Source organism: Sphingobacterium sp. LZ7M1, assembly GCF_024296865.1.
In the GTDB taxonomy this organism is placed as follows: domain Bacteria; phylum Bacteroidota; class Bacteroidia; order Sphingobacteriales; family Sphingobacteriaceae; genus Sphingobacterium.
In genome coordinates, this window is record NZ_CP101134.1 from 1,010,101 (window position 1) to 1,024,905 (window position 14,805).

Consider the following 14,805-nt stretch of genomic DNA (forward strand, 5'->3'; position numbering starts at 1 on the left):
TTATTGCGCAGCTAGTATATAGTTGTTAGTAAATTCATCTTTTAACCTTTTGTCATGGGTAGAGATCAAAAGGGTGCTTCCTTGTTCTTTGGCCAGTCCCTTGATGAGTTCCACCACCAGAAAGGTATTCTTGTCATCTAGGGCTGCGGTAGGTTCGTCAGCGATCAGGAGCGAAGGCTTGTTGATCAACGCCCTGGCGATCGCAACACGCTGTACCTGACCACGGCTCAGCTCATTGGGTCTCCTGTTTCCAAAACCGCCAAGTTGCAGTTTTTCCAATAGCGATTTAATGGCCTGTTCATCCACGGCAAGTCCGGCAAGGCTTTGGGCCAGTTTGATATTTTCTGTTACAGAGAGATTTTTGAGCAGATGAGCTTCCTGAAAAATAAATCCCAGGTTTTGCGCCCTGAATTTATCCAGATCACTTCCTGAAAGTTGATAGAGATTTTGGCCATTGATGATGACCTCTCCCGTAGTTGGAGAAGAAAAACCTGCAATGAGGTTCAATAGCGTTGATTTTCCGGATCCTGAGTCCCCTAAGACCAAGGTGTGTTGCTGATCGGCCAGCAGCAGATCTTGGAAAGAAAGTTTGGGACCTTTAGGGTATTGATAAGATAAATTGGAGGTTTTTAATACAAAATCGCTCATAATAAAACTTTGTTGCAAAATAACACTAATTGTTGGCTAAACCCAATCTAAAGGGTAACAATTTGACCGATAGGTGTCTTAACAATTAATTAACTAGAGACTAATATTAACATAATAGAGTATTAATATTCACGTAACAATGCGATTATACTTTTGCAACATAATATTAACATTGTATGAATTGTATTAAACGAGTATTTTTATTGTTGGTTGTTTGCTTCGGCGTGATGATGAGCTATGCCCAGCAAGCACCATTTGGAGTAAAAGGGACGGTTGTGGACGTGGAGTCCTACCAACCTTTGGCAGGTGTTACAGTAACAATTGCGAACTCCCAGTTGGGCACAACAACGAATGACAAAGGTGAATTCTTTATCCCCTTACCTAGCGATAAATCCGCAGAATATCTGATTCGTGCGACTCTAATGGGGTACGACGCCCAAGAAATGAACTTTACGCTACAGTCTAGCGACACTGAGTTTGTGTCCTTTGCGCTGAAAAATGCAGATGCGGTGATCGAAGAAGTGGTGGTGACCAGACGCCGTGAAAAATTTACAGAATTAGCCTTATTGGAAGAAAGAAAGAAATCCAACCTGATGGTAGAATCCATCGGTGCACAGGAGCTATCTAGAAAAGGGGTTAGCGATGCAAGAGCAGCATTGACTAAAATGGCGGGTGTATCGAGACAAGAAGGTGTAAAGAACGTATTTGTACGCGGGTTGGGCGACCGTTACAACTCTTCTTCCCTAAACGGATTGCCATTACCTTCGGAAGATCCATTGAATAAAAATATCTCTTTAGATTTCTTCAGTTCAGATGTGATCCAAAGCATTAATGTAAACAAGACTTTCAACTCGAATATTGCTGGAGATGTGACTGGTGCAAACGTTGATATCTTTACAAAGGAAGCTACCGGAAACAGTTTTGAAATCAATGTTGGCGGAGGAGTTAACTCGCAAACGGTTGGTGCAGATAATTTCAGGAGAATTGACGGAACAAATTGGTTTGGAAGCCTTCCTGGCGGTTCAAAACCAAAAATGACCAGTTTTGATACCTATAATTTTGGTAATAGCTGGAATCCTAATCCTCAAGGATCTCTTTTCAATTCAAACTTCAAATTGTTGGGAAATAAAAGGGTATTGATTGGAAACAATCCATTGAGCATTTTCTTCACAGCCAGTATGGATTCCAAATACCGTTATGCAAATGGAAAGATCCAGCAGTCTGATGACCAAGGTCGTTTGATCTTGAACCAAGATTTCGTGAGAAATGAATATACCGTTTCCCAAACCGGTATGTTGAACCTAAGGTACACTTGGGGAAATAGCAATGTGAGCTTTAACTCCCTGTATATCCATGACCAAAGACAGGACTTAAGTGATTTCCATGGATTTGAGGAGAATGTGGGTGATGCCAAGACTGACGTAGTTGACATGAGAAGACAACAGGTGAATGATAACCATGTTTTTGTCAATCAATTATTGTCCAAACTATTCTTGAATGAAAAATGGTCTGCAGATTTAGGTTTGGCCATGAATAATGTGATCGGCAATGAGCCAGATCGTAGAATTAACAGAGCGGTAACCAAGGAAGCCACAGGTACTAACCTTTCCAGAAACAGTGCTGGAGAGAATGAAAGATACTTTGGGGACATGGATGAAACCGGTTATATAGGAAAAGCGATCCTGAACTATAACCTGGATAACGAATCAGGGCTGGAAAGAAAGATCTCCTTCGGTTATACCGGGAACTTTGTGAACAGAAATTTCAATTGGTGGGAATTCAACCATCAATTAAGAGCCGTTGCTGCGCCTCCATTAGATTTAAACAATATCGAGGCTATCATTGGTGCTGAAGGTTACAGAAAGTATTTTGATTTGGTAACCAATAGAGGTGGAGATGGAGATGTAAGCAACTTGAACCCTTTCTACTATAAAGGTAGCAGAAGGACCCAAAGTGGTATTGCTTCAGCAATCTACCAGTTTACCCCTGAATTTACAGCGGTATTGGGCTTGCGTTTGGACAATGTATTCCAATCTGTAAGTTATCAAACCAACCTACCGGATTATTCAACTTCTAACTATAATAAAATCAACAAGAACTATTTCTTGCCAAGTTTGAATTTGAAATATTCCTTGACAGAAAATATGTTCTTGAGAGCTTCAGGTTCCAAAACCTATACCGTTCCCCAGTTTATTGAGTTAGCGCCGGTAAGATATAGAGGTAATAACAACTTCACCCAAGGTAACCCGGCATTGAATCCATCGGAGAGCATCAATGCAGATTTCAAATGGGAGTTTTATCCTAGCAATTCAGAATTGGTATCCCTTGGTCTATTCTACAAGAATATCAAAAACCCAATTGCGAAGGTTGAATCTGGTTCATCAGGAAGTACATTGAGTTTCTATAACATCGGTAAGGATGCGGTCGTATTCGGTGCGGAATTGGAATTGAAGAAAGATTTGATCAAAACTTCAGGTGCCAACGGAGAAAACGTATTGTCAGGAGGCTTGAATGTTTCTTATCTGCATTCGGACCAGAAGTTGAGTCTGGAAGGAAGATCCTTCAATAAAGAGTCTGACCAAATGGAAGGAGCATCTCCATTGCTAGTTAACGCAGACTTAACCTATAAATTAGCTTTTGCTAACGTGGATTTGACGCCTTCTGTTGTATTCAACTATTTCTCGGATCGTATTTTCTCCTATGGTACATCAGGGTACAAGAACATCATGGAGAAAGGTATTCCATCTTTAGATTTTGTTACTCAGGCGATGATTAAGAAGCGTATTGGCGTTAATTTAAAGATTGAGAACATCTTGAACCCGAACAGGGAATTGTCGCGTGAGATTGGTGGGGACTCGCCAAAAGTGCTGATTGAGCAGTACAAAAGAGGGGTAGATTTTAACCTAGGAATTTCTTATAAGTTTTAACAATAAATTAATTTTCACCTAACAGAAAGGTTAACTGTTAACGGTTCCTTTGTGTAGAAATAAAAAGATTATGAAGACAAAATTATTTTCGATTTTAGCAGCAAGTGCTTTAGCTTTTACAGCATGTACAGACACCAATGTGCCAACTCCAACGACTCCAAAAAGTGAGCAGGATCTAATTGGTAAGATTGACAAGAACACAAAATTAGATGCGAACGTTACTTACAATTTAACAGGTGCATTGTACGTTGAGTCTGGCGCTACTTTAGAGATCCCAGCTGGGACTACTATCAAAGCGAAGAGCGGTGGAACGAGTGTATTCTTGTTGGTAAAACCAGGAGGTAAAATCGTTGCAGAAGGAACAGCAGAAAAACCAGTTGTGTTTACATCAGCTTCAGCTACACCAAAAGAAGGTGACTGGGGTGGAGTAATCATCAATGGTAAAGCTCCTCTTTCAGGTCCTGCAGGTGTAGTGACACAAAACACTACAGAGATGGATGCAACTGTAAAATATGGTGGTGACAATCCAGCTGACAACTCAGGTGTACTTAACTACGTGAAGATCGAATATACCGGTGCTCGTATGGACTCAAACAAAGAGCACAATGGTTTAACATTGAACGGTGTTGGTAATGGTACAAAACTTTCTAACCTTCACTTAAGATATGGAGCTGATGATGCAATCGAATTCTTCGGAGGTACAGTAAATGCTACAAACATTTTGGTTGAGAACTGTTCAGATGATATGTTTGACTTTACTGAAGGTTATAGCGGTACAATCACAAACGCTTACGGTATCCGTATGAAAGGTTACTCTGATGCTACTGAGGATCCAAGAGGTATCGAAGCTGATGGAAACTTTGACGGTAAAAACCCAACCCACGTTAACCAATCAAATTTCAAGGTAAATGGAATGACTATCGTTGTCAATGCAGCTGATATCAAAGGACAAGATGGTAAAGTTTCATTGGTAATGAACAAAGAGGTTTTCAAAATCAGAAGAGGTGCTAAAGCGACTATCACTAACGCATTCGTTAAATTTGGTCCTGGAACTACTCCTTATGTATTGATCGATACAGATGGCGCTAACCCAGAAACTTCAATTAGCTACAACTTTGATCCAGCTAATGGTTTAGACAAAGCGAAAATCGTTAATCCTGTAAATGCATTGTTAACTAAAGATGCTTCTAAAGGTGCTGATGTAAATGCTTTTGCTTGGACTAAATTCCAATTCTAAGAACATAGTACTAAATAGTTTATCAAATACAAAGGACCGCCTGCATGGCGGTCTTTTTTTTTGGGTTTGAACCAGGATGGAAAGGATGGGAGGATAGACCAAGATCTGGCTATGAACCAGGATAGCAAGGATGGGAGGATAGGCCTAGATTATGGCTATGAACCAGGATGGGAAGGATGGGAGGATAGACCAAGATTATGGCCAATATATCGCTATATAGGTATCAAGCTTAATTGGGGTAAGTTGATATCGGTTAGTGATTTATCCAATAAAAAAATCCTGGGGCGGGGAACCTCAGGATTTTAACTAACCAATTATTAACCTAAATTATGAAATTTTTACTCTTTACTCTTTTTTACTCTGTTTGTACTATCTATAACGCAAAGCATATGCCGATTGTATTTCGCATAACAGCTCTTAACATCTTTTAACAGATGGATTAGATTATGATGACAAAAATGAGATGATCAGAGATTTTTATGACATTTGACCCGTATTGGCCTACTTTATACCTATGCTACCCTTCCCAAAATATGTATACAAACAGAAAAGCCTGACAGCATCTGTCAGGCCTTATATCATCAAGTCTAAATACTAAATACTTTATACTAAATACTACTTCACCTCATGTTTGTGTCTGAACAAAATGGCAAAGAGTATGGCTATTACCAAGGTATATAGGGCAAAGGCGATCCATATATGGTGCCAGTCCTTTAAGTGAATGACCTGATCAAAGATTCCATTGCTGACATTCACCCCTCTGGAGCTGATGAATTTTTGCAGGGAACCATTGTCGGCTGTGGTGTCCAAGAAAGAGGCTAAAGAAGCGCTGTCGTTGAACGAAAGGGTGTAGAACCTATCAATGATCCATCCGGACACCCAAGAGCCAAATACGGCTCCAAATCCGTTGGTCATCATCATGAACAATCCTTGTGCTGATGAACGGATCTTGTTATTGGTATTGGTCTCCACGAATAGGGAACCTGAAATATTGAAAAAGTCAAAGGCCATTCCATAGACTACACAGGACATAATGATCATCCATAGGCCAGTGGAAGGGTTTCCATAGGCGAATAGTCCAAAACGTAGCACCCAAGCCACCATGGCGATCAACATGACCTGTTTGATACCAAACCTTTTGAGGAAAAATGGAATGGCAAGGATAAACAAGGTTTCAGAGATCTGCGATATCGACATGATAATGGTGGAATACTTCACCACAAAGGAATCTACATATTTTGGATAGAACTTGAATTCATCCAAGAACACATCGCCATATGCATTGGTCAGTTGTAAGGCTGCACCCAAGAACATGGAGAAGATAAAGAACATGGCCATCTTAAAGTTTCCGAAGAGCTTGAAAGCCTCGAGTCCCATGATCTGGGAAAAGCTTGCATTTTCTTGTATATGTCTTTGCGGTGGACACTTAGGTAGGTAGATCAAGGAATAGAGCCCTAATAGGATGGAACCTCCGGCAGCAATATAGAATTGCCCCTCTGTTGCTTTACTTCCACTCAGGTTTGTCATCCACATGGCCGCGATAAAACCAACCGTTCCCCATACGCGGATGGGAGGGAAGGCCTTGATCAGGTCGTAATTGCCTTGGTTGAGTGCTGTATAGGCAATGGAGTTGGACAGGGCTAAAGTAGGCATGTAGCAGCACATACTGAGCAACATGACCGTAAAGAATGATCCAGGGTCCTGCACTTGGGCAAGATAGATCAGACAGGCTGCGTAAAGCAAGTGTAAGGCTACATAAAGTTTTTCGGCATTGACCCAGCGGTCGGCAATGATACCCATCAGAGTAGGCATAAATAAAGATGCAATGCCCATGGTTGAGAAAATGGCTCCGAATTCGGTACCACCCCAGTTTTTAGTCCCAAACCAATAGTTTGCTATAGTAATCAACCATGCTCCCCAGACGAAGAATTGCAGGAAGTTCATGATCGTTAACCTCAGTTTAATAGACATCGTATTTTGCTATTAGTTATTGTAGGTAGAAATTAAGATTTTCGTTTTTCTATTTCGTCCCTGATTTTGGCAGCCGTCTCATACTGTTCGTTTTCGATAGCTTTTTCCAGGGTTTTTTCAAGTTGTTCCAGCGTTAGGGAAGCGTAAGGTGATGGTTTGTTTTTTGCTGGTTCTTTTTCAACGCTTTCCTGTTCTTTTTCTTTTTCCTCGGTTGGAGTGTCCGATTGTTTATAGTTTCCTACGTTTTCGATGTTTTCCAGAAAGGCAAAGTCATTTCCTTCGATCACGATTCCGGCTGTATTCATGATAAAATCATAGGTATAGATCGGACATTCGAAGCGTACAGCAAGTGCGACGGCATCCGAAGTACGGGCATCGATTTCAGAAGTCTGCTCTCCATCCGTACAGATCAATTTGGCAAAGAAGATCCCATCAACCAGGTTGTAGATCAGGACTTCTTCTAATTTTATCTTAAAGGTTTCCGCGAAAGATTTGAATAGATCATGGGTTAGGGGCCTGCTTGGGGTCATTTTTTCAATTTCAACGGCAATGGATTGCGCCTCAAAGCCGCCAATGATGACAGGTAGTCTTCGGTTACCTCCTACCTCTCCCAGAACCAGGGCATACGCTCCAGACTGGGTCTGGCTATAAGATAAGCCTACAATATCTAACTTGATTTTCTTCATCGATAACACGTTAACGTGATTACAAAGATGGGAATATTAACAGCAAAAAAAAAGTGACCTTGCGTTTTTTTAGGCAAGGCCACTCGTTCATTGTTTAGTTATTCCTAGTTGTTTTTTAAGTTTTTGATAGCTTCCGTCAGCTTTGGAACGATTTCGAAGGCGTCTCCTACGATTCCATAATCCGCCACTTTAAAGAACGGTGCTTCTGGGTCTTTGTTGATGACAACAATGTTTTTTGATGAGCTTACTCCCGCTAAATGCTGGATAGCTCCAGAAATACCGATAGCGATATAGAGATTCGGGCTGACCACAATACCTGTTTGTCCTACGTGTTCTGAATGGGGTCTCCAACCGGCATCGGAAACAGGTTTTGAACAGGCTGTTGCAGCACCAAGCACATTGGCTAATTCCTCGATCATTCCCCAGTTTTCTGGTCCTTTCATACCACGGCCTGCGGAAACCACGATTTCTGCTTCCGGAAGGGAGATTTTATCCGTTGCTCGGACAATCTCTTTGACCATAACATTAAAATCTTGGTCGTTCAGATCAGGTGTAAAGTCTACGATCTCTGCTGAGCCTCCTGTTTCTTTCAAATCGAAAGCATTTGGGTTGACGGCAATCACCTTGACCGCTGAGCTGATCACTTCGGTTGCAAAGGCTTTGTTGGAGAATGCAGTCTTTTTAACTTCCATTTGTTCTCCATTGAAGGTAGGAAGGTTGATCGCACCATCAGCAAAACCTGCATCTAGTTTAGCGGCAACCCTCGGCCCCAATCCTTTTCCACTAAATGAATTGGAAAGGACAACAACCTTCGCATTTTCCTGCTTTGCAGCAGATGCTATAATGGATGCGTATGCTTTGTTCACAAAGTTCTTCAACTTGTCTTGGTTGGCATCCAAAACTTTGGATACGCCGTATTTGCCCAATTTTTCTAATTCTGACCTGTCCACATTCCCAATGGAAAGGGCGGTTACAGTATCGCCTAATTGGTCAGCAATAGCTTTGGCATAAGAAGCGACCTCAAATGCCGACTTCTTTAATGTACCTTCTGTATTTTCTATATATACTAAAATTGCCATGATTATTTCTTAATGGGGTAAATGAATTAAATAACTTTTGCTTCGGAACGAAGTAACTGAACCAATTGGTCCACATCTTCTACCAGTTTCACAGCGCCCCTTGGAGCAGGTGATTCGAATTTCGCGATATTGGACAATTCATTTACTGCTATTGGTTCCACAACTTGAAGAGGTTTGGTCCTTGCTCCCATAATGCCGCGCATATTCGGGATCTTTGGTTCTGCAACTCCTTCAGCAGTACCGACCACCACCGGTAGTGAAACGGTCAATACTTCTTTACCGCCTTCAATTTCACGGTCAATAGTCGCATTGTTATCTTGGATATCTAATTTCTTTGCAATGGAAACCGAAGGTAGGTTCAATAGCTCGCCTAATAGGGCAGCAACTTGTGCGCCGTTATAGTCTATGGACTCACGACCCGTTAAGATCAGGTCAAAGTTTTGTTCTTTTGCGTAGTTGGCAATCTGATTGGCTACAAACCAAGCGTCTCTAGGTTGAGAATTTACGCGAACTGCATCATCCGCACCAATTGCCAATGCCTTTCTGATGGTAGGTTCTGTGCTAGCATCACCAACATTGATTACAGTGACCGTACCTTTGCCACCTTCCGCCAATTCAACTGCTCTAGATAATGCAATCTCATCATATGGATTAATGATATACTGAATACCATTGCTGTTAAAAACCGTATTATCGTTGCTGAATGTTATTTTTGAAGTGGTGTCAGGGACATTACTTATACATACTAATATTCTCATAATTCAAACGTTTTACACAAACCTACATTAATTAAGGAGCATTTCAAAGCTGTGTTTCCTCGATTTTCAGGAACTGTTAGATAATTGTTAATTATCAAAATAACATCAAAATTGTATAAAAAATATTATAAATTTAATTAACCATATATTTTTATTTTAATATATTAATACATCATTGGTTTTGATGCGATTATCTAATAGTCATTGATTTGTCATTTTGTATGCTAGCATAGTAATTCTATTCCGCGGGAGCAATGCTTTTGCATTTCTAAATATTGATTACTTTTGTTTATGGAAAGCAGATTAGCACAGTTACAGAATTTTTTAAGAGAAAGCCCAAACGATCCTTTTTTAAAGTATGCCCTGACCATGGAGTTTGTTAAGTTGGGAGATAAACAAAGTGCAAGAAATGGATTTGAAGACCTTGTACATTCCCACGCTGATTATGTAGGTACCTATTATCATTTTGGAAAGTTTTTGGAAGGCGAGGGGGAGAAGGACTCGGCACTTGAAATTTATGAAAAGGGAGTTCTGGTTGCTCAGCAAAAAAGAAATTTTCATGCGCTTAATGAACTGAAAAATGCCATGCTTATGGCTAATGGGCTGCTCGATGAAGACGATTAATGTTAAATTTTCTAAAAAATAGATTTGTGGTATCTTTTTTGCATTTTTTCTGGCAAGGAAGAAAATTATGCGAGTATTAACACTGTCATTAATCGGATTGATCATGCTGATCTTTGGATTTAGTTGTATTAACAACAAATCCAACGTCAATCAGCTTGTTGCTGCCGAAGATAATGCAGTGAAAGGTTTGGCAATCGTTGGTACCTATGAGGGTAAATTACCTTGTGCAGATTGTACTACAATTGCAACAGTACTTAGCTTAGATAAGAATAAAAATTACTCCATGCGGTATGAATATGTCGGCAAAAGTGCTGAGGTATTTGAAAGTACCGGAAAATGGAAGGTTGACCAGGATATTTTGAGTTTAGAGAATGTAGATTATAGCTTTAAGATATCTAAGGACCAACTCAATCAATTAGATCTCTCTGGCAAGGAAATAAAAGGCGATCTTGCCGAAAAATATGTCCTTCAAAAAATAAAATAAAAACCTGCAATAGCAGGTTTTTTTATGGAACTACTCCCCACACTTTTATTAATATTTATTTTGAGGAATACCTAATGCTAGGTATTTTTTTCGCTTAGTGGGTTGATTATCTTTGGATAACACTAATTATTAAAAGATGAAAACCAAATTATCTTTTATGATGATGCCCGTTTTGCTCTTGCTATTGGTATCCATAGGCAGTATTTTTCAGGTAGTAGTGAATGAAGAGGAGAATACAGTCGATCCATTGGAAATAACAGGGCAATGGACAGCCTATGAATATTATGACAATAATATCAACCCCAAAGGCCTATCATCTGAACTGGATTATTCTAAGGTCAATCAAATTGCTAAACTGATAAAATTCCAATCTAAAGCAACCCCTTGCCCCGAAAAAGTAAGTAAGGTGGAACAGAAAATGGAATTCTTTAAGATCAATTTTAAGCCTAATGGCAAAGCGGAAATTTTTGAGAAACAATACTATAAGGCTAATTCCTTTGATTCACATTGTCGTAACACTGTTTATGATGAATCATATAACCAAAGAATGCAGGTGAATTGGAGGATTGATCAACCGGAAGCCGCGCTCATCCTGAATGATTCCACAAAAAGGCATCTTACTGTTTTTAAAGTTCTATATTTTGGTAATAATGAACTGCATCTATCCTTGAAACAGGATGAAGATTATATCCTTGTCAAATTACATAAGGATTAGTCAAAAAAAAAGGCTGTTGCACTGCAACAGCCTTTTTAATATTATCGTACGAGACCTATTTATGGTTACAGATTTCTTTTACTGTTGCTACCACGAAGTCTATTTCTTCTTTTGTATTGTACTTGCTGAAAGAGAACCTCACAGATGGTCTGGTACCATCAGCTCCAATTCCCTGAAGGACGTGCGAGCCTATTTCGGAACCTGAACTACAAGCACTTCCGCCTGATGCAGAAACGCCCTTGATATCTAGGTTGAACAATAGCATGTCGCCCATGTTAGTGCATGGTAAGGATACGTTCAGTACAGTGTACAACGATTTATCTGAATCAACCTCGCCATTGAATCTTACATCTGGAACGGCTTTGATCAACTCAGCTTTCATATAATCCTTTAGGGACTGTATATAAGTTTGGTGTTCGTTCATTTCAGCATAAGCGATTTCCAATGCTTTTGCCAATCCCACGATTCCATAAACGTTTTCTGTGCCCCCGCGCATGTTTCTCTCTTGAGCACCTCCGTAGATAAGCGGTTTGATCTTATTGCGGGCATTGATATATAAGAATCCAACACCTTTAGGTCCATGGAATTTATGAGCTGCACCTGTAATAAAGTCGATTTTTAGGTCTGCTAAGTCATGTGCATAATGTCCCATCGTCTGAACGGTGTCTGAATGGAAGATGGCATCAAATTGCTCACATAGCTCACTAACCTTTTTAAGGTCAGTTAAGTTGCCTAATTCATTATTGGCATGCATCAAGGAAACAAAGGTCTTTGGGTTTTTAGACAAAAGCTCCTCTAGTTGACCAAGATCAACATTTCCTTTTTCATCAACGCCTAAAAGATCTAAATGAATTTTTCCAGCTTTTTCCAGTTCTTCCAACGTGTGTAGTACAGCATGGTGCTCAATTGGTGAACTGATTGCGTGGGTAATATTATAAGCTTCAATAGCACGAACGATAGCCATGTTGTCTGCTTCAGTTCCTCCGGAGGTAAAGAATATCTCGGAAGGTGATGCATTCAATAATTTAGCGACTGTTCTTCTTGCTTTTTCAACAATGGTCTTCATTTCTCGGCCATGTGCATGGATGGACGATGGATTTCCAAAATTCTCGTTCAACATCTGAACCATTACCTCGATAACTTCTTTATCTAAGGCAGTGGTGGCGGCATTATCAAAATAAACTTGCATGGCGGCAAATATAATTATTCAATAGGATAATTCTGTTATATTTATTTTTTTCTGACAATCATTAAGCCTATTGATATTAAGCCTGTTACGAATGATAAATAGACTATTAAATCACTATATTTTGTATAGAAAGTAAGGTCTTCATTCAAATTGATTTCCTGAGACAGCGCAGTCGGCACCCACCAAGAACTTTTTTGGACAATATCCCCACGTTGGTTAATAAAGCCAGAAATACCTGTATTGGCTGATCGAACTACCCATCTGCGGTTCTCAATGGCCCTAAGTTTAGCGTATTGAAGGTGTTGGTCCTTTCCTGAAGTATCTCCCCACCATCCATCATTGGTGATGACGGCAATAAATTGGGCTCCTTTTTTAATATATTCAGCTACATAATTCCCCCAAATGGATTCATAACAGATTACAGGTGCAGCGCCGATCCCACTGGCAGAATAAAAGACAGAGGGTTCTTCTTGGCTACCATACCCACCCGTAGTACCACCAAAATGCTTGAACAGTGGGGTTAAGAATGACAAGGTTTTTCCAAAAGGAGTTTTCTCCGCCCCCGGTACCAATTTAGATTTATGGTAAAATTGCAGCTTACTAGAACCATCCACCAATACTGCAGCATTGAAGCTGTCATAAAAAACATTACCGATCGGTCTTGCGGTCAAGGTCTTCTGATCTTCATAGATCTGGTAACTTTCTATCCCTGAAAGCACATTTCCATTGTGATAAGGCTCCAAGAATTCAAGGATCTTATTGTACTGGTCATATTCCCGAAACTCCTCCTCATTGATTCCATTAGATCCTGATATTGCGGTTTCAGGCCAAATAAAAAACTCGGTATTTAGTTTTGCTACCTTTTGCGAAAGATCGGTTAGGGTTTTTAATTGCTCCTCTGGGGTAATTGACCCAAATTTACCGTAAGGATCAATATTTGGTTGGACAGTTACAATTTCCGAAGGGTTGACATGTTCTTCGTAAGTGCTGTAGACAATTAAAGATCCAATAGCAGGAACGAGAATCCAGCCAGCCAATGAACCTAATAGCAGTTTCTGGCTATAGACCTCTACCTTTTCCTTCCTTTGCCAATACCACAGGAATACAATGATATTAGCTATCCAAATCCACAAAGTTCCACCATATACACCAGTAATGCTATACCATTGAACCAGTTGATGGAAATTGGCAAATCCATTCCCTAATGTCATCCAAGGAAACGCAAGTTCCCAAGTCTGGTGCAGGTATTCATATGCCATCCAAAAGGATACAAGCCCCATAAAGCTCAGCATGATGTTGTTCCTTTTGCGCATCTGGTAGTAAAGATTAAATGCCAGAGCCATTAAGAGAGGCGCCAGGGTAAATGGAATCAAAGAAACCATAAACGATGGAAATACATCTAATACAGCATTCATGGCATTAAATACCCAATAAATGGATGCGGTATTCCAGATGACACCTGTCAGAAACGCTAGACCAAATATCTTACGGCCTTTCTTTTTATAGTCCCCGCGGATCACGTTTTCAACAGCGACCAATAGGGGTACAAAAGCAATAAAAAGTAGAAAGCTAGAATATGGGATAGGGGGCCAAGCCAGCCACAGTAATATAGCACTTAGACTGGCTAGTAGGTAATTGTTTTTCATGCTATTATAATTGGCTTAAAACTTCGGCCTTCTTTGTTTCATATTCGGCTTGGGTAATAAGCTGCTTGTCATACAAGCTCTTTAATTTCTTTAATTTTAAAGTGATTTCATCATCCTCTTCAGCTTTATGCACTTCCGGACTAGGCGTAGGTGACGCTGGGGCTGGCGAGTTGAAAGAAGTTGGCTGTTGATAGCTTTGAGGTTCTTGTTTTGGAGCCTGAGCTTGTTGGTTTTGTTGGGCAAACATAGAATTCAAGCTAGGTCTTTCCTCAAACCTTGGAAGTTCAACAGGTTTTTCAGCTTCAACAGGTTTTGTAGCTTCAGCTGGTTTAACAGGTTCAACCTTCTCTTCCGGACTAACCACAGGATTACTGTAGGCTGGTTTATTGCCATAAACAGGAGTACTTTCTTTAGCTTCATTTTTCTGGTTCTGCAGATTAGCTAAAGCATCTTTTATCAGTTGGTACAACTTCCTGGCCTGTATCTTTGGGATATAATCAATCGTTAAGTTCTCGCCGGTAAAAGGGATAACAGTAACCTTGGAGCCAAAGATCTCCTCTTTAAATGCAATATCCTTAATATCCTTCCAAGGGAAGATCTCGAAGTTGGTAGCAAGACCCAATTTTGTGAACTCACACAGAAAGATTCTCCTGTTAGAAAGGGTAATGCTATCCGGCAATAAGTTCACGGCCGGTTTCTTTTGCAGGGCTATATAATTAATGGATTCTCCAGGGGTCAACATATCCAAAATCTTTCCATGGATCTTTTCTACCACTTTTGGATCCTGTCCATCCTGAACAAATTTGTCGATTTGATAATTTTCCATTGATTTGATATTTAC

Annotated in this window: 14 protein-coding genes; 6 read left to right on the forward strand and 8 right to left on the reverse strand. The window is 40.1% G+C overall.

The features are described 5' to 3' along the window. Positions 1 to 648, reverse strand: a complete 648-nt coding sequence (locus tag NMK93_RS04250) for an ABC transporter ATP-binding protein (RefSeq protein ID WP_254529789.1) — start codon at positions 646 to 648, stop codon at positions 1 to 3. 176 nt (positions 649 to 824) lie between these two features. Here NMK93_RS04250 and NMK93_RS04255 point away from each other — a divergent pair, with 176 nt between their 5' ends. The 3 genes from NMK93_RS04255 (at position 825) to NMK93_RS04265 (ending at position 5,118) form a co-directional block, all read left to right on the forward strand. Beyond that, the gene (locus NMK93_RS04255; protein ID WP_254529791.1) at positions 825 to 3,575 is read left to right on the forward strand and encodes a TonB-dependent receptor; all 2,751 of its coding nucleotides are present in this window, start codon (positions 825 to 827) and stop codon (positions 3,573 to 3,575) included. A 70-nt stretch (positions 3,576 to 3,645) separates the two neighbouring features. After that, positions 3,646 to 4,812, forward strand: coding sequence for a hypothetical protein (locus NMK93_RS04260; RefSeq protein ID WP_185210501.1), 1,167 nt, complete (start codon positions 3,646 to 3,648; stop codon positions 4,810 to 4,812). 60 nt (positions 4,813 to 4,872) lie between these two features. Further along, positions 4,873 to 5,118 (forward strand): hypothetical protein, encoded by a 246-nt coding sequence (locus tag NMK93_RS04265; RefSeq protein ID WP_254529793.1) that lies wholly within the window; start codon positions 4,873 to 4,875, stop codon positions 5,116 to 5,118. Positions 5,119 to 5,427: 309 nt separating this feature from the next. Here NMK93_RS04265 and NMK93_RS04270 read toward each other — a convergent pair whose 3' ends face one another. From NMK93_RS04270 to NMK93_RS04285, 4 genes are all read right to left on the reverse strand, one after another. Further along, positions 5,428 to 6,783: a nucleoside permease gene (locus NMK93_RS04270; RefSeq protein ID WP_093098893.1), complete on the reverse strand. Its 1,356-nt coding sequence runs from the start codon at positions 6,781 to 6,783 to the stop codon at positions 5,428 to 5,430. A gap of 32 nt (positions 6,784 to 6,815) precedes the next feature. Then, the gene (locus NMK93_RS04275) at positions 6,816 to 7,469 is read right to left on the reverse strand and encodes a bifunctional nuclease family protein (protein ID WP_093098894.1); all 654 of its coding nucleotides are present in this window, start codon (positions 7,467 to 7,469) and stop codon (positions 6,816 to 6,818) included. A 104-nt stretch (positions 7,470 to 7,573) separates the two neighbouring features. Continuing rightward, on the reverse strand, positions 7,574 to 8,548 hold the full coding sequence (locus NMK93_RS04280) for an electron transfer flavoprotein subunit alpha/FixB family protein (RefSeq protein ID WP_185218221.1): 975 nt from the start codon (positions 8,546 to 8,548) through the stop codon (positions 7,574 to 7,576). Positions 8,549 to 8,574: 26 nt separating this feature from the next. Continuing rightward, positions 8,575 to 9,306, reverse strand: coding sequence for an electron transfer flavoprotein subunit beta/FixA family protein (locus NMK93_RS04285; protein WP_185218220.1), 732 nt, complete (start codon positions 9,304 to 9,306; stop codon positions 8,575 to 8,577). A gap of 291 nt (positions 9,307 to 9,597) precedes the next feature. Between NMK93_RS04285 and NMK93_RS04290 the strand changes: the two genes are divergently transcribed. The 3 genes from NMK93_RS04290 to NMK93_RS04300 all read left to right on the forward strand — a co-directional run bounded on the left by NMK93_RS04290 (position 9,598) and on the right by NMK93_RS04300 (position 11,129). Further along, entirely contained in the window at positions 9,598 to 9,930 is a 333-nt protein-coding gene (locus NMK93_RS04290) for a tetratricopeptide repeat protein (protein ID WP_185210498.1), read from the forward strand. A 67-nt stretch (positions 9,931 to 9,997) separates the two neighbouring features. Then, entirely contained in the window at positions 9,998 to 10,414 is a 417-nt protein-coding gene (locus NMK93_RS04295; RefSeq protein ID WP_185218218.1) for a copper resistance protein NlpE, read from the forward strand. Between the two features lie 136 nt (positions 10,415 to 10,550). Further along, positions 10,551 to 11,129: a hypothetical protein gene (locus NMK93_RS04300; protein ID WP_254529795.1), complete on the forward strand. Its 579-nt coding sequence runs from the start codon at positions 10,551 to 10,553 to the stop codon at positions 11,127 to 11,129. A gap of 55 nt (positions 11,130 to 11,184) precedes the next feature. On the opposite strand, the gene NMK93_RS04305 is transcribed toward NMK93_RS04300, so the two are convergent. Genes NMK93_RS04305 through NMK93_RS04315 form a run of 3 tightly spaced genes read right to left on the reverse strand, consistent with a single transcriptional unit; the run spans position 11,185 to position 14,790 of the window. Then, positions 11,185 to 12,318 carry a cysteine desulfurase family protein gene (locus NMK93_RS04305; RefSeq protein ID WP_254529797.1) on the reverse strand — a complete coding sequence of 378 codons (1,134 nt, stop codon included), beginning with the start codon at positions 12,316 to 12,318 and terminating at the stop codon, positions 11,185 to 11,187. A gap of 41 nt (positions 12,319 to 12,359) precedes the next feature. After that, positions 12,360 to 13,964 (reverse strand): apolipoprotein N-acyltransferase, encoded by a 1,605-nt coding sequence (gene lnt, locus NMK93_RS04310; protein WP_254529799.1) that lies wholly within the window; start codon positions 13,962 to 13,964, stop codon positions 12,360 to 12,362. Positions 13,965 to 13,968: 4 nt separating this feature from the next. Further along, positions 13,969 to 14,790, reverse strand: a complete 822-nt coding sequence (locus NMK93_RS04315) for a PH domain-containing protein (protein WP_254529801.1) — start codon at positions 14,788 to 14,790, stop codon at positions 13,969 to 13,971. Positions 14,791 to 14,805: the final 15 nt, after the last annotated feature.